Annotated in this window: 25 protein-coding genes; 9 read left to right on the top strand and 16 right to left on the bottom strand. The window is 72.8% G+C overall.

The window, feature by feature from the left end; genetic code table 11:
* Window positions 1-10: 10 nt before the first annotated feature.
* Window positions 11-394, top strand: coding sequence for a cold-shock protein (locus K7472_RS33195; protein ID WP_222975790.1), 384 nt, complete (start codon window positions 11-13; stop codon window positions 392-394).
* 166 nt (window positions 395-560) lie between these two features.
* Here K7472_RS33195 and K7472_RS08670 read toward each other — a convergent pair whose 3' ends face one another.
* The 4 genes from K7472_RS08670 to K7472_RS08655 are packed head-to-tail and all read right to left on the bottom strand — an operon-like array spanning window position 561 to window position 4,028.
* On the bottom strand, window positions 561-1,406 hold the full coding sequence (locus K7472_RS08670; protein ID WP_222975788.1) for a 1,4-dihydroxy-6-naphtoate synthase: 846 nt from the start codon (window positions 1,404-1,406) through the stop codon (window positions 561-563).
* The gene (locus K7472_RS08665) at window positions 1,399-2,142 is read right to left on the bottom strand and encodes a futalosine hydrolase (RefSeq protein WP_222975786.1); all 744 of its coding nucleotides are present in this window, start codon (window positions 2,140-2,142) and stop codon (window positions 1,399-1,401) included. Before K7472_RS08665 ends, K7472_RS08670 begins: the two co-directional genes overlap by 8 nt.
* Before the next feature lie 11 nt (window positions 2,143-2,153).
* Window positions 2,154-2,624: a hypothetical protein gene (locus K7472_RS08660; protein WP_222975784.1), complete on the bottom strand. Its 471-nt coding sequence runs from the start codon at window positions 2,622-2,624 to the stop codon at window positions 2,154-2,156.
* A 27-nt stretch (window positions 2,625-2,651) separates the two neighbouring features.
* Entirely contained in the window at window positions 2,652-4,028 is a 1,377-nt protein-coding gene (locus tag K7472_RS08655; protein WP_222975782.1) for an MFS transporter, read from the bottom strand.
* Between the two features lie 427 nt (window positions 4,029-4,455).
* On the opposite strand from K7472_RS08655, the gene K7472_RS08650 reads away from it, so the two are divergent.
* Together K7472_RS08650 and K7472_RS08645 are read left to right on the top strand one after the other, a co-directional pair.
* Window positions 4,456-5,334, top strand: coding sequence for a DUF3027 domain-containing protein (locus K7472_RS08650; RefSeq protein WP_222975780.1), 879 nt, complete (start codon window positions 4,456-4,458; stop codon window positions 5,332-5,334).
* A 291-nt stretch (window positions 5,335-5,625) separates the two neighbouring features.
* Window positions 5,626-8,736, top strand: coding sequence for a sacsin N-terminal ATP-binding-like domain-containing protein (locus K7472_RS08645; RefSeq protein WP_222975778.1), 3,111 nt, complete (start codon window positions 5,626-5,628; stop codon window positions 8,734-8,736).
* A 51-nt stretch (window positions 8,737-8,787) separates the two neighbouring features.
* Here K7472_RS08645 and K7472_RS08640 read toward each other — a convergent pair whose 3' ends face one another.
* The 3 genes from K7472_RS08640 to K7472_RS08630 form a co-directional block, all read right to left on the bottom strand.
* Window positions 8,788-9,015, bottom strand: coding sequence for a hypothetical protein (locus K7472_RS08640; RefSeq protein WP_222975776.1), 228 nt, complete (start codon window positions 9,013-9,015; stop codon window positions 8,788-8,790).
* A gap of 66 nt (window positions 9,016-9,081) precedes the next feature.
* On the bottom strand, window positions 9,082-11,469 hold the full coding sequence (locus tag K7472_RS08635) for an HAD-IC family P-type ATPase (RefSeq protein WP_222975774.1): 2,388 nt from the start codon (window positions 11,467-11,469) through the stop codon (window positions 9,082-9,084).
* 69 nt (window positions 11,470-11,538) lie between these two features.
* The gene (locus K7472_RS08630; protein ID WP_222975772.1) at window positions 11,539-11,814 is read right to left on the bottom strand and encodes a DUF2530 domain-containing protein; all 276 of its coding nucleotides are present in this window, start codon (window positions 11,812-11,814) and stop codon (window positions 11,539-11,541) included.
* A gap of 224 nt (window positions 11,815-12,038) precedes the next feature.
* Between K7472_RS08630 and K7472_RS08625 the strand changes: the two genes are divergently transcribed.
* Window positions 12,039-13,493: an NCS2 family permease gene (locus tag K7472_RS08625; protein ID WP_222975771.1), complete on the top strand. Its 1,455-nt coding sequence runs from the start codon at window positions 12,039-12,041 to the stop codon at window positions 13,491-13,493.
* Window positions 13,494-13,554: 61 nt separating this feature from the next.
* Here K7472_RS08625 and K7472_RS08620 read toward each other — a convergent pair whose 3' ends face one another.
* A complete protein-coding gene (locus K7472_RS08620; RefSeq protein ID WP_222975769.1) occupies window positions 13,555-13,866 on the bottom strand; it encodes a hypothetical protein in 312 nt (103 codons plus the stop codon).
* Window positions 13,867-14,222: 356 nt separating this feature from the next.
* Here K7472_RS08620 and K7472_RS08615 point away from each other — a divergent pair, with 356 nt between their 5' ends.
* Complete coding sequence (locus K7472_RS08615) at window positions 14,223-15,683, top strand: Cdc6/Cdc18 family protein (protein WP_222975767.1); 1,461 nt, start codon at window positions 14,223-14,225, stop codon at window positions 15,681-15,683.
* Here the strand turns inward: K7472_RS08615 and K7472_RS08610 are convergent.
* Window positions 15,671-15,874 (bottom strand): BrnA antitoxin family protein, encoded by a 204-nt coding sequence (locus K7472_RS08610; RefSeq protein ID WP_222975765.1) that lies wholly within the window; start codon window positions 15,872-15,874, stop codon window positions 15,671-15,673. The two genes, K7472_RS08615 and K7472_RS08610, sit on opposite strands and share 13 nt — an antisense overlap.
* Before the next feature lie 198 nt (window positions 15,875-16,072).
* Here K7472_RS08610 and K7472_RS08605 point away from each other — a divergent pair, with 198 nt between their 5' ends.
* Both K7472_RS08605 and K7472_RS08600 read left to right on the top strand, forming a co-directional pair.
* Entirely contained in the window at window positions 16,073-16,450 is a 378-nt protein-coding gene (locus K7472_RS08605) for a MarR family winged helix-turn-helix transcriptional regulator (protein WP_222976122.1), read from the top strand.
* Between the two features lie 124 nt (window positions 16,451-16,574).
* Complete coding sequence (locus K7472_RS08600) at window positions 16,575-18,026, top strand: MFS transporter (protein ID WP_222975763.1); 1,452 nt, start codon at window positions 16,575-16,577, stop codon at window positions 18,024-18,026.
* A gap of 117 nt (window positions 18,027-18,143) precedes the next feature.
* Here the strand turns inward: K7472_RS08600 and K7472_RS08595 are convergent, their stop codons facing one another.
* A complete protein-coding gene (locus K7472_RS08595; protein ID WP_222975761.1) occupies window positions 18,144-18,944 on the bottom strand; it encodes a G1 family glutamic endopeptidase in 801 nt (266 codons plus the stop codon).
* 251 nt (window positions 18,945-19,195) lie between these two features.
* On the opposite strand from K7472_RS08595, the gene thpR reads away from it, so the two are divergent.
* Window positions 19,196-19,780 (top strand): RNA 2',3'-cyclic phosphodiesterase, encoded by a 585-nt coding sequence (gene thpR, locus K7472_RS08590; protein ID WP_222975759.1) that lies wholly within the window; start codon window positions 19,196-19,198, stop codon window positions 19,778-19,780.
* A gap of 165 nt (window positions 19,781-19,945) precedes the next feature.
* Here the strand turns inward: thpR and K7472_RS08585 are convergent, their stop codons facing one another.
* The 6 genes from K7472_RS08585 to K7472_RS08560 all read right to left on the bottom strand — a co-directional run bounded on the left by K7472_RS08585 (window position 19,946) and on the right by K7472_RS08560 (window position 25,829).
* Window positions 19,946-20,929 (bottom strand): aldo/keto reductase, encoded by a 984-nt coding sequence (locus tag K7472_RS08585; RefSeq protein WP_222975757.1) that lies wholly within the window; start codon window positions 20,927-20,929, stop codon window positions 19,946-19,948.
* 75 nt (window positions 20,930-21,004) lie between these two features.
* Window positions 21,005-22,138 (bottom strand): methyltransferase domain-containing protein, encoded by a 1,134-nt coding sequence (locus K7472_RS08580; protein WP_222975755.1) that lies wholly within the window; start codon window positions 22,136-22,138, stop codon window positions 21,005-21,007.
* A 157-nt stretch (window positions 22,139-22,295) separates the two neighbouring features.
* Window positions 22,296-22,928, bottom strand: a complete 633-nt coding sequence (locus tag K7472_RS08575) for an ATP-binding protein (RefSeq protein WP_222975753.1) — start codon at window positions 22,926-22,928, stop codon at window positions 22,296-22,298.
* Window positions 22,929-23,065: 137 nt separating this feature from the next.
* Window positions 23,066-23,692, bottom strand: a complete 627-nt coding sequence (locus K7472_RS08570; RefSeq protein WP_222975751.1) for an HAD-IA family hydrolase — start codon at window positions 23,690-23,692, stop codon at window positions 23,066-23,068.
* On the bottom strand, window positions 23,689-24,987 hold the full coding sequence (locus tag K7472_RS08565; RefSeq protein WP_222975749.1) for a helix-turn-helix domain-containing protein: 1,299 nt from the start codon (window positions 24,985-24,987) through the stop codon (window positions 23,689-23,691). Before K7472_RS08565 ends, K7472_RS08570 begins: the two co-directional genes overlap by 4 nt.
* A 158-nt stretch (window positions 24,988-25,145) precedes the next feature.
* The gene (locus K7472_RS08560; protein ID WP_222975747.1) at window positions 25,146-25,829 is read right to left on the bottom strand and encodes a GDSL-type esterase/lipase family protein; all 684 of its coding nucleotides are present in this window, start codon (window positions 25,827-25,829) and stop codon (window positions 25,146-25,148) included.
* Between the two features lie 147 nt (window positions 25,830-25,976).
* Between K7472_RS08560 and K7472_RS08555 the strand changes: the two genes are divergently transcribed.
* On the top strand, window positions 25,977-26,978 hold the full coding sequence (locus K7472_RS08555; RefSeq protein ID WP_222975745.1) for a hypothetical protein: 1,002 nt from the start codon (window positions 25,977-25,979) through the stop codon (window positions 26,976-26,978).
* Window positions 26,979-26,984: the final 6 nt, after the last annotated feature.

Genomic DNA, 26,984 nt, shown 5'->3' with positions numbered 1-26,984 from the left:
GAGGTCGGACGTGCCAACCGGCAAGGTCAAGTGGTTCAACAGCGAGAAGGGCTTCGGCTTCCTCTCCCGCGACGACGGCGGCGACGTCTTCGTGCACTCGTCCGTGCTCCCCGCCGGAGTGGAGTCGCTCAAGCCCGGCCAGCGCGTGGAGTTCGGCGTGGTCGCGGGGCAACGCGGCGACCAGGCGCTGTCGGTGACCGTGCTCGACCCGGCGCCCTCCGTCGCCGCCGCGCAACGCCGCAAGCCCGACGAACTGCTGCCGATCGTCCAGGACCTCACCAGCCTGCTGGAGGACGTTGCCCGCTCGCTCCAGCGCGGCCGCTACCCGGAGAAGACCCACGGCCGCAAGATCGCGGGCGTGCTGCGCGCGGTCGCCGACCAGCTGGACGTCTGAGAGAACTGGACGTCTGAGCGCCGCCGGGCGTCCGACCGGACGCCCGATCCCCGTACGCCCGTGGAACCGCGCGCGGCCCGACAGTCCGCGCGCGGAGCCGCCCCCGGCCAGGCGGCGAAAACCCCCGATCAGGCCCCCCGATCAGGCCCTCCGATCAGGCCCCCGGTCAGGGGAAACGCAGCGCGTCCGGTGCCAGCGGCGGTACCAGGCCCTCGGCCGCGGCCCGGGTGAGCAGCCCGCGCACCGCCGCGTAGCCCTTCTCGCCGAGGTCCTCGGTGAACTCGTTGACGTACAGCCCGATGTGCTGGTCGGCCACCCGCGCGTCCATCTCCTGCGCGTGCGCCAGCACGTAGTCGCGGGAGGCGGCCGGGTCGTCCCAGGCGGCGCGGACCGAGGCGCGGGCGGCGTCGGCCAGCTCCCGCAGCCGCTCCTCGCCCAGCGAGCGCCGGGCGACGATCGCGCCGAGCGGGATGGGCAGGCCGGTGGTGCGCTCCCAGTGCTCGCCCATGTCGGCCAGCTTGTGCAGTCCGTAGTCGGCGTAGGTGAAGCGGGCCTCGTGGATGACGAGTCCGGCGTCGACCCGGCCGTCGCGCACCGCGGGCATGATCTCGTGGAACGGCAGCACCTCGACGCGGCCGACGCCGCCGGGCACCTCGGTGGCCGCCCACAGCCGGAACAGCAGGTAGGCGGTGGACCGTTCGCTCGGCACCGCGACCGTGCGCCCCGACAGGTCGGCGCCCGGTTCACGGGTGAGCACCAGCGGCCCGCAGCCGTGCCCCAGCGCGCCTCCGCAGGGCAGCAGCGCGTAGTCCCGGAGCACCCACGGCAGCACCGCGTACGACACCTTCAGCACGTCCAGTTCGCCGCGCTCGGCCATGCCGTTGGTGACGTCGATGTCGGCGAACGTGACGTCCAGCGCGGGCGCGCCGGGCACCAGGCCGTGCGCCCAGGCGTGGAAGACGAAGGTGTCGTTGGGGCAGGGCGAGTACGCGATCCGCAGGGGCTCAGCCATGGTCCTTCGCTTCCTGGAGTACCGGGACCATGGCGCGGAAGGCGTCGCCGAGCGCGGCCAGCGCGTCGCCGATCCGCCAGGCGGCCCGGTCCCTGGGGCCTACGGGGTTGGAGACCGCGCGGACCTCCAGGACCGGCACCCGGTGCGCGGCGGCGGCCTCGGCGACGCCGAAGCCCTCCATCGCCTCGGCCAGCGCCGTCGGGTGACGGTCGGCCAGTTCGCGGGCGCGGTCGGCGCCGCCGGTGACCGTGGAGACGGTCAGCACGGTGCCGTGGCCGGCCCCGGCGGCTCGCGCGGCGGCCCGGGACAGCCCGGGCGGGGGCAGGTGGCGGGTCGTGCCGAAGCCCAGCTCGGTGACGGGAACGAACCCCTCGGGAGTCTCGGCGCCCAGGTCGGCGGCGACGATCGCGTCGGCGACCACCACGGAACCCACCGGCGCCGCGGGCGCGAACCCGCCGCCGATGCCCGCGCTGATCACCAGGTCGTACGGGGTCCCGGCCGCCTCGGCGGCGGCCAGCGCCGCCGCGGTGCCCGCCGCCACCGCCGCCGGGCCGACGCCCGCGGCGAGCAGGTCGACGGTGCCCAGCGGGCCGCCGGTCAGCCGCAGCGCGGTGCGGTCGCCGGGCAGCGGGTGCTGGACGCCCGCGCCTGTGTCCCCGTCACCGCCGCCGGGCGCGGTCAGCCCGCGGGCGGCGGAGTCGCGCTCCGCCGCCACCGCGGTCACCACGAGCAGCATGGGGGTGCGGGTCAGCCCTTCAGCTGGAGCGCGAAGTGCCACACGCCCTGGTAGGACTGGGCGCTGGAGTTCTCGACGATGGTCAGCGTGACCTTCGTCTTCTGCTGGCCGGTGCTGGAGTCGGTGAAGAACTGGTTCACCAGGTCCGGGCTGAAGGTGTGGTACGTGCTGGTCAGCCTGCCGGAGGCGCCCTGCTGGTCCACCACCACGACCCAGCCCTTGTCGGCGATCGCCGGGTCCACGCCGACGTGCACCGTGTCGCCGGAGGAGACATTGACGGTCTCGGACGGCGTGCTGTTGAGGCACTTGGTGAAGTCGGCCTGCTTCAGCGGCTGGCCGTTGTTGTAGCACGCCGCCTCCGTGTGCACGGAGGTCTTGCCGACCGTCACGGTTGCCAGCGGGGTCGGCTTGGTGCAGGCGGACAGGGCGAACAGCCCGAGGGCGACCGCACCCACGGCGGCGGCACTGCGGCGAATGGTCATGACGCTGAGGCTACCGGGCGGTCCCCCTCACGCCGCACGCGGGTGCGGCGTGCCGTGCCGGGCGGCGGCCAGCAGTCCCCGCCCGGTCAGCGCGGCGCCGGCCGCCACGATGGCGGCGCCGGCCCCGAGGCCGACCAGCCCGTTGAGCGGCAGCACGATGCCCAGGCCGCCGCCGATCACCCAGGCCAGTTGCAGCACGGTCTCGGAGCGGGCGAACGCGGAGGTGCGCACCGCCTCCGGCACGTCGCGCTGGATCAGGGCGTCCAGCGACAACTTGCCCATCGCCTGGGTGAGCCCGGTCAGCCCGGCGGCCAGCACGACGCCGACCACGCCGTAGACGACCGCGCCGAAGATCAGCGAGCCGAGGGCGATCAGCTGCACCGTGGTGATGATCACTTCGGGGGCGCGGCTGCGCAGCCAGGAGCCGAGCACGTTGCCCAGCGCGTTGCCGCCGCCCGCGGCGACCGCGACCAGGCCGAGGGAGAGGGCCGGGGTCAGCCCGCCGACCGGGTGCTCGCGCAGGGTGAAGGCGAGGAAGAAGGTGAGCAGCCCCGACAGCCCGCGCAGCGCGCAGTTCGCCTGGAGCGCGTAGAGCACGGAGGCGCCGACCGTGCGCAGGCCCGGCCGCCGGATCGTCTTCTCCACCGGCGGGGCCGACTCGTCGTCCGCGTGCAGCACCGCGCGGCGCTCGCCCTTCGCCGAGTCCACGGTGTGCGGCAGCGAGAAGCACAGCAGCGAGCCGAGCGCGTAGATCACGAACGCGCCGTACAGCGGCCAGCCCGGGCCGATCACGTGCAGCAGCCCGCCGATCGGCGCGGCGGCGGCCGTCGACAGCAGGCCCGCCAGCGTCATCCGGGAGTTCGCCTTGACCAGCGAGATCCGCTGCGGGAGCAGCCGGGGCACGACCGCGCTGCGCACCACGCCGTTGGCCTTGGAGGCGACCAGCACGCCCAGCGCCTCCGGGTAGAGCGCGAGGCCGCCGCCCACCGAGGACGCCATCGACCAGGCCAGTACCGCGCGGGCCATCATCGACGCGGCCATCGCCGCCCTGCGGCCGTGCGGCACCCGGTCCAGCAGCGGGCCGATCACCGGCGCGAGCAGGGTGAACGGCGCCATCGTCACCAGCAGGTAGAGCGCCACCCGGTCGCGGGCCTGGCCGGTGGGGACCGAGAAGAACACCGTGCTGGCCAGCGCGATGGTGATCATCATGTCGCCGGCCGAGCTGACCGCCTGGAGTTCCAGCAGTTTGGCGAGCCCGGTCTCGCCCGCGCCCTGCGCGTGGGTCATCCGTCTGACGAGCGATCCCGCGCCGCGCCCGGCCCGCGCGGCGGAGTGCGCGACGGACCGCCCGGCCCGACGCATCGGGCCGGCTCCGGACATCCGGACGGTTCCCACGAGGTGCATCCTCCCCCAATCGCGGTCGCGCATGGCGGTTTTCGGCAGCGCTTCGCGCGAGTACCGCGATTCACCCACCCGGGCGTCCCGTCCGGACACCGGCCCCGCAGGCGCTCGTACGGGTGTCCGGCCGGACGCCCGTAAGGGCACGGGAGGTCTCGGGAGGACCCGTCCGACACGCGGTCGGGGCGGGCGCGTGGACCCCCGACTTCCCGCCGGGGGCGTGGACGGGTAGCGTGCGTCACGCGCCGTCGACGGCACGTTCCTCGCCGCGCGCTCCCGGTGGATCCCTCAGAATGGGACGAGACCAGGTGCGCCCGAGAGCTGCCGGGCGATACGTCGACGCGGTCCCCAGGTCCGCTCCGTACCGTCCCCGCCCTCGGTTGGCGCGCTCGTGAGACGGCGTAGGAGAGAATCGATTCTTGTGAGTGCTGCGATGCGAAGCCGGACACCGGACCGCCTGTGCGCCGAGGCGGTCGACCTCGCCCGGACGGCGGCCGAGGAGACCGCCGGCGCGGACGTGGTCGGTGAGCACCTCGGCGCCACCTGGGACGGGGACCGCGTCGTCACGCACTCCTTCGTCTGCAAGGACCCCGCCTACCGCGGCTGGCGCTGGGCGGTCACCGTGGCCCGCGCCTCCCGCGCGAAGCTGGTCACCGTCGACGAGACGGTCCTGCTGCCGGACGCCGACGCCGTGCTCGCGCCCGAGTGGGTGCCGTGGAGCGACCGGCTGCGTCCCGGCGACATGGGCCCCGGCGACCTGCTGCCCACCGAGGCGGAGGACCTGCGCCTCGAACCCGGCTGGCTGGAGGGCCCTGAGCCGGTCGAGCCCGCGCCGGACGGGCTGGCCGAGATCGTGGAGTCCGAGGACGTCGAGGCGGCGCCTCCGGTGGACCGCGCGGGACCGGTCTCCCTCGCGGAGGAACTCGGGCTGCGCCGCGACCGCGTCCTGTCCCGCTACGGGCTGCACACCGCCGCCGACCGCTGGGACGAGACGTTCGGCCCCAAGACGCCGATGGCGCAGGCGGCGCCCGCGCACTGCGTGAGCTGCGGGTTCCTGGTGCCGCTCAGCGGTTCGCTGCGGCAGGCCTTCGGCATCTGCGCCAACGAGTTCTCGCCCGCCGACGGCCGCGTGGTGTCGCTGGCGTACGGCTGCGGCGGCCACTCGGAGGCCGCCGTCATGCCGAAGACCCCGCGCCCGGCGCCCCCGGTCCTGGACGAGCTGCGCACCGAGCCGATGCCGCTGCACCCGGAGCGCACCGGCGGCTCGGTGGACGCCACGACCCCGGACTCGGAGGAACTGGGGCACTCCTGAGGGCTTTCTGTGACGGGTCCGGAGCTGAGGGCTTTCTCTGGCAGGGTCCGGAGCTGAAGGCTTTCCCCGGCAGGGCCCGGAGCTGAAGGCCTTCCCCGGCAGGGCCCCGTACTGAAGGCTTCCCCCGGCAGGGCCCGGTGCGCGCAGGCGCCACGGCGGGCGGTCGCGCGGAACCGGTAACGTCCCCCTACCCGGCATGATCGGCCCGGCGCGACCGGCCCGGCCGATCCGTCGGGCCGACCGGCCGCAGGCCGATCCGTCCCGCCGTCCCCAGCCCCGAAGGAGACTCCCGTGAGCGCAGTGGTGAATCCGGTGCCCGCCGGTGGAGCCGACACCTTCTCGGTGGCGCGCCTGCGGCAGGCCGTGCTGGACGCCTGGGCCGCCTCGCCCGCGCGCTTCCGGGAGGACGCCAACGCCGAGGAGGACCTCGCCCTCGGCGGCTACCGCGACCGGCTCGTCGTCGAACTCGCGCAGAACGCCGCGGACGCCGCCGTGCGCGCGGGCGTTCCCGGCCGCCTCCTGCTGACCCTGCGCGACGGCGTCCTGGCCGCCGCCAACACCGGCGCGCCGCTGGACGAGGCGGGCGCCGAGTCGCTGTCCACGCTGCGCGCCTCCGCCAAGCGCGGGCAGGAGGGCGTCGGACGCTTCGGTGTCGGCTTCTCCGCCGTGCTCGCGGTCAGCGACGAGCCCGCGGTCGTCTCGCACGGCGGCGGCGTGCGCTGGTCGCTGGCGGAGGCACGGGAACTGGCGCGGGAGGCGGCCGGGCGCAGCCCCGGTCTCGCCGACGAACTGCGCCGCAGGGACGGCCACGTACCGCTGCTGCGGCTGCCGCTGCCCGCCGAGGGCAGCGCGCCCGAGGGCTACGACACGGTCGTGGTGCTGCCGCTGCGGGACGGCGCCGCCGAGGACCTCGCGGCCCGGCTGCTGGACGGCGTGGACGACGCGTTGCTGCTCGCACTGCCCGCCCTGACCGAGGTCGTGATCGAAACCCCGGACGAACGACGCCTCCTGACACAGCGTCAGGATGTCGACGGTGAAGTCGTCGTGGACGACTCCCGTTCGGGGGCGACGCGGTGGCGGGTCGCCTCGGACGCCGGTGAGCTGGACGCCGCCCTGCTCGCCGACCGGCCCGTCGAGGAACGCCTGCGCCCCGCCTGGTCGGTGACATGGGCGGTGCCGGTGGACGACGCCGGGGCGCCCGCCCGGCCGCGCACCGCCTCCGTGGTGCACGCGCCCACCCCCACCGACGAGCCCCTGGGCCTGCCCGCGCTGCTCATCGCCTCCTTCCCGCTCGACCCCACCCGGCGGCACGTCGCGCCCGGCCCGCTGACCGACCACCTGCTGGAGCGCGCCGCCGACGCCTACGTGCGGCTGCTCGCCGGATGGCGGCCGGTGGGCGCCGGGGTGATCGACCTGGTGCCCGGACCGCTCGGCCACGGTGAACTCGACGGCGCCCTGCGGGGGAAGGTGCTGGCCGCGCTGCCCGCCACCGCGTTCCTGCCCGCCGCTGCGGCCTCGCGGGAGGAGGGCGACCACGCGCTGCGCCCGGACCGCGCCGAACTGCTGGAGGGCGGCACCGCGCAGGCCGTCGCGGTGCTCTGCGAGGTCTTCCCCGCTTTGCTGCCCGCGGGTCTGGAGCGCCGGGCCGAGCTGCGCGCGCTGGGCGTCGCCCGGTTGCCGCTCGGCGACGCCATCGACCGGCTCGCCGGGACCGAGCGCCCCGCGACCTGGTGGCGCAGGCTGTACGACGCGCTCGCCGGGACCGACCCGGACCGCCTCAGCGGACTGCCGGTGCCGCTGACCGACGGCCGTACGGTCGTGGGACCGCGTCAGGTCCTTCTGCCGTCGCCCGAGGCGCCGCTGCCGGAAGGGCTGGTGCGGCTCGGGCTGAAGGTGGCCGACCCCGAGGCGGCCCACCCGCTGCTGGAGAAGCTGGGCGCGACCCCGGCCACCTCGCGCGCGGTGCTGACGACGCCTCAGGTGCGGGCGGCGGTCGCGGGCTCGCTGGACGCCGAGGAGATCTGGGACGAGGACGCGCCGGGGCTCGACGCGGAGGAACTGGCCGACCTGGTCCTGGCGTTGGTGCGGGACGCGGGGCTGGCGCCCGGCGACGAACCGTGGCTCGGCGCCCTCGCCCTGCCCGACGACGAGGGCGAGTTGGCCCCTGCCGGTGAACTGGTCTACCCGGGAAGCGAGTTCGAGCAGGTCATCCGTCCCGGCGAACTCGCGGCGTGCGACCACGAACTGGCCGACCGCTGGGGCGAGCAGCCCCTGACCGCGGTCGGGGTGCTCGCCACCTTCGCCCTGGTGCGCGCCGCCGACGTGGTGCTCGACCCGGACGACCTGGAGCCGCGCGACGCCGACTGGGCCGAGCCGGACGACGCCGGCCTGCTGGATGCGGTCGACGTGTGGTGCGAGGACGTGCTCGACCAGTTGCCGGAGACCGACGTGCCCCCGGTCGCCACCGAACTCGTGGGCGTGCGCGACCTCGACCTGGTGGACGACAACGCCTGGCAGCGGGCGCTGCGGCTGCTGTCCCTGCCGCCGCTGCGGGACGCGATCACCGCGCCGGTGCGGGTCCTGCTGCCGGACGGCACGACGCGCGGCGTGCGCCCGTACACCGCGTGGTGGCTGCGCGACCACCCGGTGCTCGACGGCCGCCGCCCGGTGGGGCTGCGCGCCTCCGGTGGCGATCCGCTGCTGGCCGGGCTCTACGACGAGGCGGACACGGCGGCGGTCGACGACCAGGTGTTGCGGGCGCTGGGGGTGCGCACCTCGGCGTCGGCGCTGCTGGACGAGCCCGGCGGCGCGGCGGAGCTGCTGTCCCGCCTGGCCGACCCGGAGTCAGAGGTGACGAGCAGCCAGCTCAAGGCGCTCTACGCGGAGTTGGCGATGCTGGACGCGCACGAGGTGACGTTGCCGGACGAGGTGTGCGCGGTGGTGGACGGCCGCACGGCGGTGGTGGACGCGGCCGACGCGCTGGTCGCCGACGCGCCCGACCTGCTGCCACTGGCCTCCGGCCGGGCGCTGCTGCCGGCCGGTCCGCGGCACGCCGAGGCGCTCGCCGAGCTGTTCCAGGTGCGCCGCCTGAGCGAGGAGTTCGCGGCCCCGGTGGTCAGTCACGGCGAGCCGCACGAGGTGGCCGACGCGGTGCGCGATCTGCTGCCCGGCGCCCCCGCCTCGTACGTGGAGCACGAGGAGCTGCTGGTCGAGGCGGCCGATGGTGGCAGGGCGCTCGACTGGCGCTGGGCGGACGGCGTGCTGCACGCCGCGACGCTGGAGGGCGTGGCGGCCGGGCTGGCCTGGGCGGCGGGGGAGTGGCGGCGCCGCTTCGAGGTCGCCGCGCTGCTGGAGGACCCGTCGCGCACCGGTGAGTTGGCGACGGCGCGCTGGTTCGAGTGAGGCGGGCCCCGGTCGACGCCAGGGCTCCGGTGAACGGCGGGGCGCGGCGGGTCAGTTGTTGCTGAGCGCCCGCCGCACCCCGTAGACCACGGCGAAGATCGCCACGACGCCGACCAGCACCCACAGCAGCGCCCACCCGCTGCCCGTGCCGTGCCCGTACCCGTGGCCGTAGGTGGTCGTGGTGTACGTGTGGTGGGTGACGTAGTGGTGGGTCACCGTGTGGTGGACGATCGAGTGGTGCGAGCCGCTGTGGGACCGGGCGACGAGGTCGAGGGACATGAGCCGGGATACTAAAGCCCCGATCAGTTCCCCGTAAAGGACGTAAAGGACCGCCCCCGGCCCGGCTCACACCGGCCTGCGCTTGATGACCTGCCAGGCGCCCTCGACCACCAGCGAGCCGATCACCGCGATGCCGACCGCCGTCCACGGCCCCTCGGTGCCCACCAGCCGCAGCGCGAAGAACGACTGGAGCGACGGCGTCACCAGCACCACGAGGAACGCCGCCCCCATCGCCAGCACCAGCGCGATCCGCCACCAGGTGTAGGGGCGGGCGACGACGGCCAGCACCCACATCGAGATCAGGAACAGCGTCAGCGTCGCCGCGCTGGTCTCCGCCTCGCGGGCCCCCGCGCCGCCGTAGTGGTGGCGGGCCACGATGTACGTGACGAACGTGGCCGCGCCCGCGATGATCCCCATCGGCACCGCGAACCGCATCACCCGGCGCACGAAGTGCGGCTGCGCGCGTTCGGTGTTGGGTGCCAGCGCGAGGAAGAACGACGGCACGCCGATGGTCAGCGTCGACAGCAGTGTCAGGTGCCGGGGCAGGAACGGGTACGGCACCCGCCAGATCACCACCAGCAGCGCGAGCAGCACCGAGTAGACGGTCTTGGTGAGGAAGAGGGTGGAGACCCGGGTGATGTTGCCGATCACCCGGCGGCCCTCGGCGACCACCGAGGGCAGCGTGGCGAAGCTGTTGTCCAGCAGCACGATCTGCGCGACCGCGCGGGTGGCCTCGCTGCCGGATCCCATCGACACCCCGATGTCGGCGTCCTTGAGAGCCAGCACGTCGTTGACGCCGTCGCCGGTCATCGCCACGTTGTGGCCGCGCGACTGCAACGCGCCGACCATGTCCCGCTTCTGCTGCGGCGTGACCCGGCCGAAGACGCTGCCGTCCTCCAGCATCTGCCCCATCCGCTCCGGCTCGCGCGGCAACTCCCGCGCGTCCACCGGCCGTTCGGACCCGGGCAGCGACAGCTTGGCGGCGACCGCGCCGACCGAGACCGCGTTGTCACCGGAGATCACCTTGGCGGCGACGTCCTGCTGGGCGAAGTAGCGCAGCGTCTCCCCGGCGTCCTCGCGCAGCCGCTGCTCCAGCACGACCAGCGCCGCGGGCTCCACGGACGCGGCCACCTCCGGGTCGTCCAGCGCCCGTTCGGTACGGGCCAGCAGCAGCACGCGCAGGCCCCGCGCCCCGCGTTCGTCCACCTCGGCCAGCTCCGGGTGGCCCGGCGGCAGCAGCACGTCGGGCGCGCCCAGCAGCCAGTGCTCGCCGCGTCCGTCGCCGTCGTACGAGAGCGCGGCCCCGCTGTACTTGCGGGCTGAGGAGAACGGCAGCACGTCGACGCACCGCGGGCCCGCCGCGCCGTCGTCCGCCGCTTCCGCCGGGTAGGCGTCGATGACGGCCTGGAGGCTGGCGTTGGGACGCGGGTCGGCGGCGCCGAGGGCGGCCAGTACTCCGCGCACGTGGGTCTCGTCCGCGCCGTCCAGCACCCGCAGTTCGGTGACGTCCATGCCGCCCTCGGTCAGCGTGCCGGTCTTGTCCAGGCAGACGGTGTCCACCCGGGCCAGCCCCTCGATCGCGGGCAGTTCCTGCACCAGGCACTGCTTGCGGCCCAGCCGCACCACCCCGATCGCGAACGCCACCGACATCAGCAGCACCAGGCCCTCGGGCACCATGGGCACGATCCCGCCGACCATCCGGCGCACCGCCTCGCGCCAGTCGTTGCCCTCCACGTACAGCTGGCTGGCGATCAGGCCGACCGCGACCGGGATCATCATCCACGTCACGTACTTGAGGATCTGGCTGACGCCGCCGCGCAGTTCGGAGTGGACCAGGGTGAAGCGGCTGGCCTCCTCCGCCAGTTGGGCCGCGTAGGCGCCGCGCCCGACCTTGGTCGCGGTGAAGGCGCCGCCGCCCGCGACGACGAAGCTGCCCGACATCACCTCGTCGCCCGGCTTCTTGAGCACCGGGTCGGCCTCACCGGTCAGCAGCGACTCGTCGATCTCCAGGCCGTCGGCCTCGGCGACCTCGCCGTCCACCACGACCTTGTCGCCCGGGCCCAGCTCGATCAGGTCGCCCAGCACGATCGCGGAGGTCACCACCTCGGTCGCCCGTCCGTCGCGGCGCACGGTCGGCCTCGCCTCGCCGACCACCGCGAGGCTGTCCAGCGTCTTCTTGGCGCGCAGCTCCTGGACGATGCCGATCGCGGTGTTGGCGACGATCACGAAGCCGAACAGTCCGTCCTGGATCGGGCCGACGGCCACGATGATCAGGAAGAGGACGCCGAGGATGGCGTTGAAGCGGGTGAAGACGTTGCCCCGGACGATGTCGGCGGCCGAACGGGAGCTGCGCACGGGGATGTCGTTGACCTCGCCGCGTGCGGTGCGGTCGGCGACCTCGGCGGAGGTCAGGCCCTGGGCGCGGGCGGGCGAGGTGGCGACACGGTCCGTCATGGATCGAGAGTACGTGGCATTCGTACCGGTCTGCCCGCCTTTGCCCCCCGGCTCGCGGGGGGCCTGCCCTCAGGCCACGCCGTCGTGCGCTTCGCGGGACGCCGCCGCCCGGCGGATCGCGTCCCTGCGCCTGCGGACGTAGAGGATGCCGACGCAGCCCAGCGCCGCGCCGGCCGCGCAGCACCAGATCCACCAGGCGTGGCCGTGGTCCGCGTACCAGCCGTAGAAGGGGAGCTGACCGAGGAAGAGGACCAGCCAGACGATCGTGCCGCCGGTGACGATCGCGACGTCGTTCGCCTCCAGCGGTTCCGGCGTCTCGTGCAGCGGCGTCCACTTCGACTTCATGCCGCACAGCCTACGGGGCACCTCCGGCGGGGCCGCCGCCGCTCCGGGAGGTGGCCCGTACCTGATGTCTACGCGCGGAGATGGAAGTCGGAGGGGGTATCTGTTCATACTGAAACGACCTCTGACTGGCCGGTTTGTTTCGTAAGAACGTCTGAAAGTGATCAGACTTGGACCAGGCCAGTGCACTCCCCTGTCCCGTCATCGCGAGGATTCCGAGGACCCCCATGCCCAGCTCGGCCACCTCCCCGGTCGGCTCCGCTTCGCCGCAGGCCCCGCTGCCCGGCAACGCCTTCGACCGCTACTTCCGCATCTCCGAGCGCGGCTCCAGCGTCTACCGGGAGATCCGCGGTGGCCTGGCGACCTTCTTCGCGATGGCGTACATCATCGTGCTGAACCCGATCATCCTCGGCAGCGGCGTCGACAAGTACGGCCACCACCTCGACCACGGCCAGCTGGTCACCGCCACCGTGCTGACCGCCGCCCTGACCACGCTGCTGATGGGCGTCATCGGCAACGTGCCCATCGCGCTCGCCGCGGGCCTGGGCATCAACAGCGTCGTCGCCCTCCAGCTCGCGCCCAGGATGAGCTGGCCGGACGCGATGGGCATGGTGGTGCTCGCCGGTCTGGCGATCATGGTGCTGGTCGCCACCGGCCTGCGCGAGCGGGTGATGGCCGCGGTGCCGCTGAGCCTGCGCAAGGCGATCGCCATCGGCATCGGCCTGTTCATCTTCCTGATCGGCCTGGTCGACTCCGGCTTCGTCTCCCGCGTCCCGGACTCCGAGCAGACCACCGTCCCGCTCCAGCTGGGCGGCAACGGGCACCTGCTGGGCTGGCCGGTGCTGGTCTTCATCGTGGGCGCGCTGCTGACGCTGGCGCTGATCGTGCGCAAGGTGCCCGGCGCGATCCTCATCAGCATCGTCGCCATGACCGTGCTGGCGCTGATCATCGACGCGGTCGCCAAGGTCCCGGCCGCCTCCTGGGGCCTGACGGTGCCCAAGTGGCCCGGCGACCCGTTCGCCACACCCGACTTCGGGCTGGTGGGCAAGGTGAGCCTGTTCGGCGGCTTCCACCAGGTCGGCATCGTGACCGGCGTCCTGTTCGTCTTCACCGTGCTGCTGTCCGGCTTCTTCGACGCGATGGGCACCATCCTCGGCGTCTGCGACGAGGCGCACCTGCTCGACCCCAAGGGCGACCTGCCGGGCATGAACCGCGTGCTGTTCGTCGACGGTGTCGCGACCGCGCTCGGCGGCGCCACCTCCAGCAGCGCCAACACCTGCTTCGTGGAGTCCACCGCGGGCGTCGGCGAGGGCGCCCGCACCGGGCTGTCGGCCGTGGTGACCGGCCTGCTCTTCGTGATCTCGCTCTTCCTGACGCCGCTGGCCACCATGGTCCCGGCGCAGGCCGCCACCCCGGCACTGGTCGCGGTGGGCTTCCTGATCCTGTCCAACAGCGTCCGGGACATCGACTGGAGCGACTTCACCATCGCCGTCCCGGCGTTCCTGACGATGCTGATGATGCCGTTCACCTACTCGATCACCAACGGCATCGGCATCGGCTTCCTGACCTTCTGCGTGCTGCGGATCGTCACCGGCCGCTGGCGCGAGGTGCCGGTGCCGCTCTACGTGGTCTCGGCCGTGTTCGCCTTCTACTACCTGATGCCGGCGCTGCGGCTGACGTGAGACGGGCCGGGCCCGGCCCCTCGGGGGGATCCGGGCCGGTGACGCCGACCGCCTCGGCGGGTCAGCTCATCGACTCGCACAGGATCGTCACGTAGTAGCCGCCCTGCTGGCCGGTGGTCTGCACGGTGCTGCACTGGTACGGCCTGAAGCCGGCCATCTGCGCCTCCAGCAGTGCCGTCTGCGTCGCCAGCGGGATCGTCGGCCCGGTGCCGTAGAAGTAGTTCATCCGGAACACGTCCGGCGTGACGGCGTGGGCGTGGCCCGCGGCGGCCTGCGGGGTGGCGGCGTCGGCCGGGGCGGCGACGGCGGCCAGGCCGGTCAGGGACAGCGCGAGCGTGGCGACGCCTGCGGCGACGCGGGTGCGCAGAGCCATGGAGGGTCCTTCCGTGGTGGATCCGGATGCGGGTCGCGGAACGCGGGGTCGCGTTCCGGCCACCACGGTGGCCGCGCCGCGGACAGGTGTCGCGGCTTCCGAACGAACCCGAATGCGGCGCCGAACGAGCCCGAACACCGCCCGCGTCCACCGTCGGACGCCGTCCTCGCGCCCCCGCGCGCACGAGCCCCGCGCCCTGTCCCGGCCGCCGTCCAGCGATACATTTCAGCCTAGTAACTCCCCTTGGCATTCACATCAGTTGACCCGGTAGGGCCCACGGGCGATCCTGGCTGAGCCGTCGGCCCGTCGGCGGGACCAGCCGGCGCGGGGCGGGGCGGCTGAGGGGGAGGACGGCCTTGGCGACATCACTCGGGGAGCCGGTGACCGGGCTCGGGACACCGGCGGCCGGACCGGCGCGCGCACCCGGACCGGCACGCACGCTGGACGAACTGGTCGAACGGCTGCGGCTGCTGCGCTCCGACGCGGGCGACCCCTCGTACTCGGAGATCGTCCGGCGGATCGCCGACATCAGGGCCCGGCGCGGCCTGCCCGGCGCCGAACGCGTCCCCGGCCGCATCACCGTCTACGACTGCTTCCGCACCGGCCGCCGCAGGATGGACGCCGAACTCCTGGCGGACGTCGTCCGCGCCCTCGGTGCCGACCCCGCGCCCTGGCGCGCCGCACTGCGCTGCACGCTGGACGGCGCGCCCGCGACCGCGTCACCGGCCGTGCCGGTCAAGGGCGTTCCGGACGCCGCGGAGGTGGACTGCCGGGGGCGGGACCGGGAGCTGGACCGGCTGGCGTGCCTGACCCGCGGCGTGACCGTCGTCGCCGGGATGCCCGGGGTCGGCAAGACCCGGCTGGCGCTGTGCGCGGCCCGCCGGGTGCTCGATCGCGGGGGCTGCGGCGGGCACCTCCACGTCGACCTGCGCGGGTTCGACCCCGCGGGGCCCCCGGCCGATCCGTACGCGGTGCTCGGCGCGCTGCTGCGCGGGCTGGAGGTGCCCAGGGAGCAGGTGCGGCGGCTGGGCCGGGACGAGAGGGTCGCGCTCTACCGGCGGCTGACGGCGCGCCGGGCGCCGCTGGTCGTACTGGACGACGCGGCAGGGCCCGGCCAGGTGCGCGACCTGCTGCCGGCTTCCGGCCGCACGCTGATCACCTCGCGGCGCGCCCTGCCCGGCCTCGACGCCGGGGTGCTGACGCTGCGCCCGCTGGCCACGCACGACGCACTGGCGGTGCTGGCGGGCGTGGTCGGCGAGGAGCGGCTGCGCGCCGAACCCCGGGCCGCCGAACGGCTCGCGGCACTGTGCGGGGGGCTGCCGCTGGAACTGACCACGGCCGCGTCGCAGATCTTCCGGCGGTCCGGCTGGTCGCTCGCCGACCACGTCCACCGGCTGGAGAGCGCCCCGGGCAGCCTGCCGCTGCGCGCCGCGCTGGACGTCTCGTACCGGCGGCTGGACGATCCGGCGCGCCGGATGTTCCGGCTGCTGGGGCTGCATCCGGGAGGTGCGATCACCCCGGCCGCGGCGGCCGCCGTCGCCGCCTGTCCGGTGCCGGAGGCCGCGTGGACGCTCCAGCGGCTGCGCGCCGACCACCTGCTGTTCACGGCGCGCGGTGAGGACGGGACGCCGCGGTACGGCCTGCACGACCTCGTACGGCAGCACGCGCGACGGCTGGTGGCCGCCGAGGTGCCGTACTCGGCGCAGCGGGAGGCGGTCGGGCGGCTGCTCGACCACTGCCTGGCCTCCGGTCAGGCGGCACGGCCCGACCAGTCGGCCCGGCTCGGACAGCCCGAGCAGCCCGGTCAGCCCGCGTAGAAGCGTTCCGTCGCGTCCACCGCGCTCTTGAACCGCTCGTCGAAGTCGTCGCGGACCAGCATCCGGACGACGTAGTCCTGCACGCTCATGCCGTGTCTGGCGGCGTGCCCGGCGACGCGGTCGAGCAGGTCCGCGTCGATCCGCAGGCTGAGCACCTTCGATCCGTGCGCTGGCGATCCGTCCGGTCCCATAGTCATACGGTCCACGGAGGGCCCGGGTGATGCCGCCGTTCTCGGACCCGCATCACTCGTAAGGGTGATCTCGCGCACACGGGCGTTTGAGTGCGGCTGCGGACTTTTCTTTAGCGTAAGTAATGAGATAATCTAACAGTCGTGACCACACTGTCCGAGGCCGATCTCGCCGCGGTGAGTTCGCTGAGGTCGGCCGTCATGCGGCTGTCCCGGCGCCTTCGCCATCAGCGGGTGGACGAGACCCTCAGCCCGACCGAGATGTCCGTCCTGGGCACCCTGGCCCGCTGCGGCTCCGCCACCCCTGGGGAGCTCGCGCGCAAGGAGCACGTGCAGCCGCCGTCGATGACCCGCATCGTCGCCATGCTGGAGGCGAAGGGCCTGGTCCGCCGGGACCCCCATCCCGAGGACCGGCGCCAGGTCGTCGTCAGCAGGACCGAGCAGGCCGACGCGATGCTCGCCGAGAGCCGCCGCAAGCGGAACGTCTGGCTGGCGGAGCTCGCCGAAGGCCTGACCGACGAGGAATGGGCGCTGCTGCGTGAGGCGGCGCCGGTGCTGGAGAAACTGGCCCACCTCTGAGCCGCCGTGAGCCGCCGTCAGGCGGCCGGACGGCAGGCGGCGGGCGGCGGGGGACAGCGCGAGCACGCACGATCGTCCGAGAGAGTCCGGAGCATCCGGATCGCCCAGGTGAGGAGAGACACCCTTGAGTTCGGCCCCCGGAGCAGACGCCGCACCCGGATCGAACCCGACCACCCCCACGAACGCACCGCACCCCCCGGCCGCCGCGGAGACCCCGCGGGCCGCGGTGGAGCAGCCCCCGGTGCGGGACGCCGCCGCCGAGGCGGCCGAGCCGTCCAGGCGCCAGACGTTCAGCTCGCTCAAGGTCCGCAACTACCGGCTCTTCGCCACCGGTGCCGTGGTGTCCAACACCGGCACCTGGATGTCGCGCATCGCCCAGGACTGGCTGGTGCTCAGCCTGACCGGGTCCTCGACGGCGGTCGGCATCACCACCGCCCTGCAGTTCCTGCCGATGCTGCTGTTCGGGCTGTACGGCGGCGTCATCGCCGACCGCTACCCCAAGCGTCAGCTGCTGATGCTCACTCAGGCCACCATGGCCCTGCTGGGCCTGGCCCTCGCGGTGCTCACGCTGAGCGGTCACGTCCAGGTGTGGCACGTCTACCTGATCGCCTTCCTGCTGGGCGTGGTCACGGTCGTCGACAACCCCACCCGGCAGTCGTTCGTGGTCGAGATGGTCGGCCCGAAGGACGTGCGCAACGCGGTCAGCCTCAACTCCGCCAACTTCCAGACCGCCCGTCTGGTCGGCCCGGCCGTCGCCGGTGTGCTGATCTCCGCGGTCGGCAGCGGCTGGGCGTTCCTGATCAACGGGCTGTCGTTCGCCGGGCCGCTGATCGGGCTGATGCTGATGCGCGAGAGCGAGCTGCACGAGGTGCAGCGCCCGCCGCGCGGCAAGGGCCAGTTGCGCGAGGGCCTGCGCTACGTCGCCGGGCGGCCGGACCTGATCTGGCCGATCGTGCTGGTCGGCTTCATCGGCACCTTCGGCTTCAACTTCCCCATCTGGCTGTCGGCGTTCGCGCACACCACGTTCCACGCCGGGGCCAGCACGTACGGCATGTTCAACACCGCGATGGCGCTCGGCTCGCTGGGCGGCGCGCTGCTGGCGGCCCGCAGGGCGACCACCCGGATGCGGATGCTGCTGGCCGCCGCGGTGGTGTTCGGCGCGCTGGAGATGGCGGCGGCCTGGTCGCCGTCGGTGTGGCTGTTCGCCGGACTGCTGGTGGTCGTCGGGGTGTTCGGCATCACCATCAACACCACCGCCAACTCCTCGGTGCAGCTGGCCACCGATCCCGCGATGCGCGGGCGGGTGATGAGCTTGTTCATGATGGTGTTCGTGGGCGGCACCCCGCTGGGCGGTCCGCTGGTCGGCTGGATCACCGACCGCTACGGGCCGCGCGTCGGCTTCTCGCTCGGCGGCCTGGTCTCCGCGCTGTCGGGCCTGGCGATCGCCGCGATCCTGATGCGCGCGGGCGACATGCGGGTACGGGTCGACCGGCGCGGCGTCGCGCTGGTCCCCCGGCAGCGGGCGCCTCAAGGGCAGGAAGAGCAGGAAGAGGAGGCGGCCGCGGTCGCCGCGTGAGGTGGGCGTGAGCGGGGCCCGGCCGGGCGCGACGTCGTGCGCGCCCGGCCGGGCCCCTTTTCACGCTCGCGCGTCACGTGCACGCGCTCGCGCGACTCCCTTCCGGGGAAAGGCCGTTCAGTACCGGATCGTGCCCGGACGTGCCGCCTGGTGGGACGGGGTGGCGTGCGAGGCCCAGCCGCCGTCCTCCGGCGTGATGGAGAAGTCGCCGCCGTTCAGCTCGCCGGGCCCGTAGCCGCCGCTGGTGATGGCCTGCGGGTCGTACGACGAGAACGGCTGGCCGTTGACGGTCACGTTGGAGAAGTCGAGCTCGTCGAAGGACGGGTAGCTCTGGGTCGGCGACTCGATGACCGCCTCGGCGCTGACGTTCTGCGCCGACAGCCGCTGGGTGGTGTGCTGGGTCCAGCCCTTGGTGGTGTCGCTGAGGGTGATGGTGTAGCTGCCGCGGCTCTTGGTGACGACCGACGCCGTGATGGTGTCACCGGCGCTGACCGGGTTGCTCCAGTACACCGGCGCCGCCGGGTACATCTCGTACCACGCCGACAGCACCGGCCGGCCGCTGGAGCAGTCGGTCTGCACGCCGGTCTGCTCGACGGTCTGCGAGCCGTAGCCGTCTATGCCGACCCAGGGGGCGAACAGGTCGTTGCTGGTGTTGCAGGTCGCCTGCGGCTCGACCCAGGAACCGCTGATGCTGGTGAAACGGCCCTGCGCGACGTAACCGCCCCACACGCCGTCGTCGTACGGTCTGACCTGGCCGGTCCCGTGCGATCCCGCGGCGAGCGGGGTCTGCGGACCGAACGCGGTCGCCGCGCCCACCGGCGCGGCGCTGCCCGCGAGCGCCAGGACGGCGGTGGTCGCCAGGGCCGCGGTGGCTGCCGCGACGGCCCGGGAACGGCTGCGTGCCGAAGTCGTCTTCATGCCCATGTGCCGTGCCTCCAGAGGCAGTTGGGGGGATGGACGGCGTTCAGCATGGGCTGGGGCGAGCGGCCCGCTCAAGAAGCGGTACGCGGCGCGAACAGGCTATGGCGGGAACATGACAGCAGGCGTGCAACCGTCGTCTTCCGGCCGGATCCTGGACGACGCGGGGTACGGAGGCGCGCGGGCGCGGGGTGATCGGGGCGGGCGGGCGCGGGGGTGATCGGGGCGCGCGGAGGCGGGATGATCGGCGTATGAGGCTCTTCGTCGCCCTCGTGCCGCCACCGGAGGTGCTGCGCGGGCTCGACGCCGCCGTGCGCCCGCTGACGGACACCCTCGCGGACACCGGGGACGCGCTGCGCTGGACCGCCGACGCGGACCGCCACCTCACGCTGGCCTTCCTCGGCGAGGTGGACCCCGGCACGCTGCCCGCGCTCGGCGAGCGGCTGGACCGGGCGGCGCACCGGCATCCGCCGATGACGCTGCGGCTGGCGGGCGCCGGCCGGTTCGGCGACCGGGTGCTGTGGGCGGGCGTGGCGGGCGACACCGACGCGCTGCGGCACCTGGCCGGATCGGTGACCGCCGCCGCCAGGCGCTGCGGCATCGCCGTCGAGGAGGGCCGCGCCTTCCGGGCCCACGTCACACTGGCCCGCGGGCGCGGCCGGGGCGGGGCGCGCGGGCCCGGCCTGCGGCCGCACGTCGCGGCGCTCGCCGGGTACGAGAGCGAGACATGGACCGCCGACCGGATCGAGCTGGTCCACAGCGTTGCGCCCACGCCCGGGGTGCCCGGCGCCCGGCCCCGGTACGAGACGGCCGGGACCTGGGCGCTGGGCCGGTAGGGCGGTCCGGTTACGCTCGTCGGGTGGATCCCAAGACCCGAACCCGAGTGATGACCGCCGCCCTCGTGCTGATGCTGGCCGTGGTGGTCGTGGCGGCCGCGGTCCGCTGACCCCGGTCGGCGGGGACGGCCGCGGTCCGTCGACCGCTCGCGACCGCCACCGGCGTCACCAGGCGAACGCCTCCGGCGCCGGTCCGGTGGCCGGGAAGATCTCGTCCAGACCGGCCAGGAACTCCCCGCCCAGCTCCAGCTCCACCGCCCGCAGGGCGGACGCGAGCTGCTCGCCGGTGCGCGGGCCGACGATCGGGCCGGTCACCCCGGGCCGGGTCAGCAGCCAGGCCAGCGCGACCTCGCCCGGCTCGTGGCCGTGCTTGGCGCACAGGTCCTCGTACGCCTGGATCTGGTCGCGCTGGGCGGCGTTCTTCAGCGCGTCGGCGCTGCGCCCGGTGCCGCTGCGGCCCGCGCCGCCCTCGCGCTCCTTGCGGATCGCGCCGCCGAGCAGGCCGCCGTGCAGCGGCGACCAGGGGATGACCCCGAGGCCGTAGTCCTGCGCGGCGGGGATCACCTCCAGCTCGGCGCGGCGCTCGATCAGGTTGTACAGACACTGCTCCGAGACCAGGCCCAGCGACCCGCGGCGCCGCGCGGCCTCGCTCGCCTTGGCGATGTGCCAGCCGGCGAAGTTGCTGGACCCCGCGTAGACGACCTTGCCCTGCTGGACCAGGACGTCGACGGCCTGCCAGATCTCGTCCCAGGGCGTGTTCCGGTCGACGTGGTGGAACTGGTAGAGGTCGATGTGGTCGGTGCGCAGGCGCTTGAGGCTGGCCTCGGCGGCGCGGCGGATGTTGAGGGCGGACAGCCTGCCCTCGTTGGGCCAGCCGCCCATGTCGCCGTAGACCTTGGTGGCCAGGACGGTCCTGTCCCGGCGGCCGCCGCCCTTGGCGAACCAGGAGCCGATGATCTCCTCGGTGCGGCCCTTGTTCTCGCCCCAGCCGTAGACGTTGGCGGTGTCGAAGAAGTTCAGCCCCGCGTCGTGCGCGGCGTCCATGATGGCGTGACTGTCGGATTCGTCGGTGACCGGCCCGAAGTTCATGGTGCCCAGCACCAGTCGGGAGACCTTCAGACCGCTGCGTCCGAGCTGCGTGTACTCCATGCGCCCCAGCCAACCAGGTTGGAGTGCGCTCGAAGCAAGACCGTGTCTTGTCCGTGGCGTGTATTGCCGCAGCGGTCAATCGGACGGAGGATTCCATGGCCGATCGGGAGAGTCCAGCCAGAGATGCTGTCCGTTGGTGTCGACCGTCAGCCCGAATCTTTCGCGGCCAGGGTTCTCCGCACCCTCCCAGGAGGCGAAGGCACGCTCGACCTCGTTCCACACCGATCGTGGGCCGTATTGCCTGACCCCGAAGTCGGTCTGGCCGGGGACGTACTCGACGGCGGCCCAGGAAGCGTGGTCGTCGGAGATGACCCAGAGTGTGGCCTCGTCGCTGCCGTCCTCGGCGGTGCACAGCAAAGGCCACGCGTCACGCACGGACAGACTGACGGCGAATCTGGGGTCGAGGTCCTCCACGTCGTACGGGCTGAGCCGCGTGCGTCGGACCGTTGCCTGGTCCCGGTGGTGCAGGCACTCCCGGAGGAGCCCGGCGCCGCTACGATGGCCGCGCAGCCACATGAACGCCGGACGCCCCCACAGCCGACCCGTCGCCTCCCCCCGCCTGGTCGCTGTGAGGGACGCGTACGAGTAGGCGAAGTAGGAGCTTCCCCAAAGGGTGATCAGCCTGCCCTCGGGAGCCAGCTGTTCGATCCAGGCGAACGGGATGTCCCGCACTGTGCAGGTGGCGATGATCCGGTCGTACGGGCCGCCTTGAGCGTGCCCGGCGAGACCGTCGCCGACCACAAGCCTCGGGCTGCTGCCCGCGGCCTCGAGATTGCGCCGGGCAGTCGCGGCGACGTCGGGATCGACCTCGATCGACGTCACGCTCTCATCCCCGAGCCGTCGGCACAGCAGGGCGGCGTTGTAGCCCGTTCCTGTGCCGATTTCCAGTACGCGATGCCCCGGTCGCACATCCAGGGCGTCCAGCATCTCCAGCATGACGGTGGGCATGGAGGACGATGAGGTGGGAAGCCGGTAAGCGTCTTCGCCCGTGGGCCTGCCGTCGTTGATCTGGGTGATCAGCGACAGGTCACCGTAGACCGCTCTGGCCCATTCATCGGAGCCATCGCTCCTGTGGATCGTCCGGTCATCGACCTCGATGGTGCCCGGGACGAACAGGCCCCGGTCGACGGTGGCGACCGCCTGACGCCACGAGGCAGGCAGGGTCTTCTTGTTGGCCAGGATCTCGATCAGCCGTTCCGGTGTCGTCACGACGTCCTCACTTTTTCGGAATCGGTCGTGGCCACTGGCCGTCCGACTCCCGAGGCGGCTGCTTCTTGTCGCCTTCCGCGCCGCCCTTGCCGTCGCCATGGGTCCCCATGAGCTTCCGCCCTTCTGCGCTGGGTCAGGATGGTGGTGTGTGAAGTGGTCAGTCCGCGCCGGGACGCGGCGGCCGGGCCGGCGTCTTCGTCGGCAGGTCGTCGGGCCGGCCGTCACCGTTCTTCGGATGCGCCATGGCCGGAACGGCTTTCACGCGACGGCCGGGAGCGGAAGCGGGTAGGGGAGCTGGTGCACGCCGGAGGGGCCCGAGCGTGGTGGGCCGGAGCGGACGGCGGACCGTGGGGTCCGGCTGAGCCGGACAGACGGCCAACTCAGCCCAGACGACCTTCCCGCCCGCCACTGTTTCCCAGCCGCATCTCAGCGCCAGAGCCGAGGCCAGTGCCAGGCCGCGCCCGTGCTCGTCGTCTTCGGACGGGCAGCGGAGCATAGGGAGTTGGGGGTTCTGATCGCGCACTTCCAGGAGGACGCGCGTTCCCTCTTGCCGAAGGCTGATGGCCAATGAGCCTTCCGCGTACGACACGGCGTTCGTCAGAAGTTCGGAGGCGACAAGCCCAACAGCCTCCGCCGCATCTGCCGCTACCGCGTTGCCATTCCAGTCGCGGACGGTGGCGACGAGTCGTCTTCTCGCGACGCTGACGAAGTACGGCTGGCCGGGGATGTCGAATCGCAAAGTGTTCGTGGTGCTCGAAGCCGACTCCTCGTACGCCGACTTGTGCCTCATCGGGTCGTCCCTCGTTCGGTTCCTGTGGAGGGCGTCGCCGTGGGTTCTGTGATGGTGACGCCGGAATTCAGTGAACCGAGATCCGGGATCCGCCGTGCGCAGTCATGCTGTCACCCGCAATGTGACTGTGGGTGGGTCTAGACCTCCTGAGTGAGGGGGATCCCGAGCAAGCCCTCCAACTGGCCGATCGTGGCGTCAGGGGCTGTCGCGTGCACGGTCGCGAAGCCCAGCTCCGCTGCGGCGGGAAGGTAGTGGGCAGTGTCATCCACGAAGACGCACTCCTTGGCCGGCAGCCCCAGCAACTCCAGCGCGACGTGAAAGATCTCCGGCTCCGGCTTGCGCATCTTGTGGTGCTCCGAGATCACCACGGCGTCGTACAGCCGGTCCAGGTCGTACCCGTCGTACAGATCCCACGGGTCCAGTCCGACGGAGTTCGACAGCACAGCCACCTTCAGCCCCGCGCGCCGTGCCGCGGCGGCGGCCTCGATCATCCGGGCCTCGGGGCGCAGGTCGGCGAAGATGCGGCCCATCAGGTTGTCCGCCGCTACCCCGAGGCTCCTCGCCGCAGCCTCGTTCCACTCACGCTGTGAGATCGCCCCGCGCTCCAGGTCGTGGGTCCGCCGGGTTCCCTCCTCGTCCAGGTACAGCGCGGTGATGCAGGCCCCCTCGGCCAGCCCCTCACGCTGTTCGAAGGCCAGAACCGCAGGCAACAAGGGCGTGGTCAGCACGCCACCGAAGTCGAGTACGAGACCAGTACGGTTCATGCGGGCGCTCCAGCGGAGACGAGGGCTCGGGTGTGGATCAAATGCTCGGCAAGTGTTCGTGTAGCCCTGCTGTCGCGTTGACGCAAATTCCGGTGGAGCCGGGTGATCCGGTCCAAACTATTGGCGTGGTGAGTCTGCTCCAGCAGGGTCAGCGCGGTGTGGGCGTCCTCAACGGCCGCGTCCACCTCACCAGCTGCCGCGTACGCCTCCGCCCGGTCCACATGGGCCGTGCACCGGTGGCGCATCATGTCCGGCGTGAGCGAGGCCAACGCGGCATTCAGGCATGGCAGTGCCTCGCGATAGCGGCCCAGCCGAACCAGATCTCCGCCATCGTAGGCATCCGCTTTCGCCATGTCGTACCAGCCGATCCCGGACCACACCGGATCGGGGTCGAGACCGTCGATGATCTGACGCGAACGGTCCAGGGCGAGGCGGCACTCGCGTTCCTCTCCGAGGCTGGCGTGCATCTCGGAGCACACCGCGAGTACCCAGCCGTGCATCCGCGGATCGGTGCCGTGTTCGGCATGGTCGACTGCCGCCAGTGCGCAGTCCAGCCCACCGTCCGGATCACCGGTGTAGCTGTTCACGAAGGCCTTCGTGGCAAGCGCCATCGCCAGCAGGTCCGCGCTGCCGACAGCCTTGGCAGCTCGGTGCGCCAAATCCAGGTACGCCCTGCCCGTTCGCTCGTCGCCGGCGTCCATGTACGACATGATCCCGGTGAGCGCGGCCATCTCGCTCAACTGCCGGAGCAGTTCACGTCGTTGGCGATCGGGCTGTGCCTCCGGCCGCAATGAGTGCACCAGGTGGACTTGTGCCCGCGCGGCGGGCAGCAGCGCTTCGGCGGGCACTGCACGATATGCGCGACGGTACGCCGTTGAGGTGGACCGCAGATCAGTCATCGTCGTGGAGTCGAGACCGCTTCCGTGCTCTTCGTGCGGAACGGCGGCCGTCGCGGCGACTCCTGCGGAGGTACTGAGAAACGTACGTCGTAACACGATGTCCGAGTCTGTCAGATCCACAGCCGCAGCGGGAAGGTCGTCCGAACGGGTGGCGTCAGGGACAGGACGGTAGTCAGGACAGCGAACATCGAACGCCAAGACGTACGGGACGGACAGCCCCAGCACCTCGGCGATCTTCTCGGCGGTCTTCATGCTGTCCAGGGACAGCGCCCCACGCTCAATCTGCGAGACCCAGGATTCGCCTTTGCCGATTGCCAGGGCCAGCTCCCGCTGATACCAGTACTTGCGGCGCCGCGCCTTGGCGATGCGCTCGCCCACCACCTTGTGGACGTCCATGGGCCGCTCCCTGACAGCTACTTGGTGTGACGCAATGCACAACTCAGAGTAGCGTTCTCCATGGCGGACGATGACCCCGTCAGGGCATTTGTCGCCACCGATCGAGGCGGCCCGACGACGCGGCGGGGGTGGCGGATGAGGCGCGCGCCGCGAACCGCTCAGCTCGGCAGGGCGTACGGCCCGCCCACGCCCCACGCCTGGTGCATTGCGTTCGCGAAGGCCGCCGCGATGCGGTGCTCGCCGGTCGCGTTCGGGTGGGTGCCGTCGTAGGTGTCGCGGTGGATGTCGTAGCCCGGCGGGCGGGACGCCAGCAGCAGCGGGGAGGTGGCCGAGTCCAGGTCGGCGACCGCCTTGGCCGTCCGCACGTTCAGCTCGTCGCACTGCGCGGCGAACCACGCGTCGCTCTGCGCACGGGTGTTGGGGATGACCGGCAGCAGCACCATCCGCACCGACGGCGAGGCGGCCCGCGCCTCGGCCACGAACGAGCGCAGCGACTCCTCGGTGCGCGCCGCGTCGGTGTAGAACCCGAGGTCGATCAGGCCCAGCGAGACCAGCAGTACGTCCGGCCGCTGCGCCGCCACCTCCGCGCGCACCAGCGGCGCCAGCTGGAGCCAGCCCTCGCCCCACCCGGCGAAGTGCCCGCGCGCGGACGGCGGGAAGGCGGGGTCGGCGTAGCGGTGCGAGACGGGAGCGTCGGCGTCCTTGTCGTACAGCGCGGTCCGCGAACCGGTGATCGCGAACGGCTCGTCCAGCGCGCTCAGGTGCCGCCACATCCGGTAGCGCCACGTGTGGTCGCCGGCGCTGCCGATGGTCATCGAGTCGCCGACGAACAGATACCGCATGCGCGCATCATCCTGGAAGACCGCGCCGCGCCGCGAGGCCGGGCCGCGTGAATCCGGCCACAGGCGACAGCGACGCGCGGCCACAGGCGACAGCGGGACGCGGACGCCGGAGACGACGGCACTCCGCCGGGATGGCAGGCTGGGCGCATGCGCGCGCGTACCTGGGCCGTCCCGCTGGCCGCCACCGTCCTCGCGGTCACCGCCGCCGTCCCGGCCTGCGCCGACAGCGGTCCCGCCGTCGCCTTCACCATGAAGGACCCGCGCATCACCGAGTCCAGCGGCCTGGCCGCCAGCCACCTGCACCGGGGCGTCTACTGGACGCACAACGACAGCGGCGACGGCCCCTACGTCTACGCGATCGACTCCAGGACCGGTGCCACCGTCGCCCGGATCACCCTGCGCGGCGTGCACGCCCGCGACTGCGAGGCGATCTCCATCGGCCCGGACGGCGACATCTACCTCGGCGACATCGGCGACAACCTCAACGGGGCCTGGCCCGAGGTCTACCTCTACCGCTTCCCCGAGCCGAAGACGCTGCGCGACCAGACCGTGGACGCCACGACGTACACCGTGCGCTACTCCGACGGGCCGCGCAACGCCGAGTCGCTGATGGTCGAGCCGAAAACCGGCCGGGTCTACATCGCCAGCAAGAACGAGGACGGCGGCCACCTCTACGAGGGCCCGGCGAAGCTGTCGGCCTCCGGCATCAACGTCTTCAGGCCGATCGCCGACGTGCCCTGGGTGACCGACGGCGCGTTCTCGCCGGACGGCACCCGGCTGGTGTTCCGCGGCTACTTCATGAGCAGCGAGTACCGCTGGAACGGCGACCGGCTCGGCGCCGAGATCGGCAATCCCGACGTGCCGGTCCAGCAGCAGGGCGAGTCGGTCACGTTCACCCCGGACGGGCGCGCGCTGATGACCGGCAGCGAGGGCACGGACAGCCAGGTCTACCGGGTGCCGCTGTCCGGCAGCGAACTCCCGGACTCCGTAAGGGCGTCGGCGGATCCCTCGGGATCGGGCGCACCGGCCTCCGGCGGCGCGGCGGCGGGCTCGGGAGGCCACCGGCACACCTTCTTCGGCCTCGCCTTCCTCACCGTCGCCGCGTTGCTGGTCGTCGGTACGCGCAGACTGCGGCGCCGCGGCCGGTGAGACCGC

Source organism: Streptantibioticus parmotrematis (genome assembly GCF_019890615.1).
Taxonomy (GTDB): Bacteria; Actinomycetota; Actinomycetes; order Streptomycetales; family Streptomycetaceae; genus Streptantibioticus_D; species Streptantibioticus_D parmotrematis.
The sequence above is the reverse complement of the archived record's forward strand: the minus strand, read 5'-3'. Positions and strand labels throughout refer to the sequence as shown.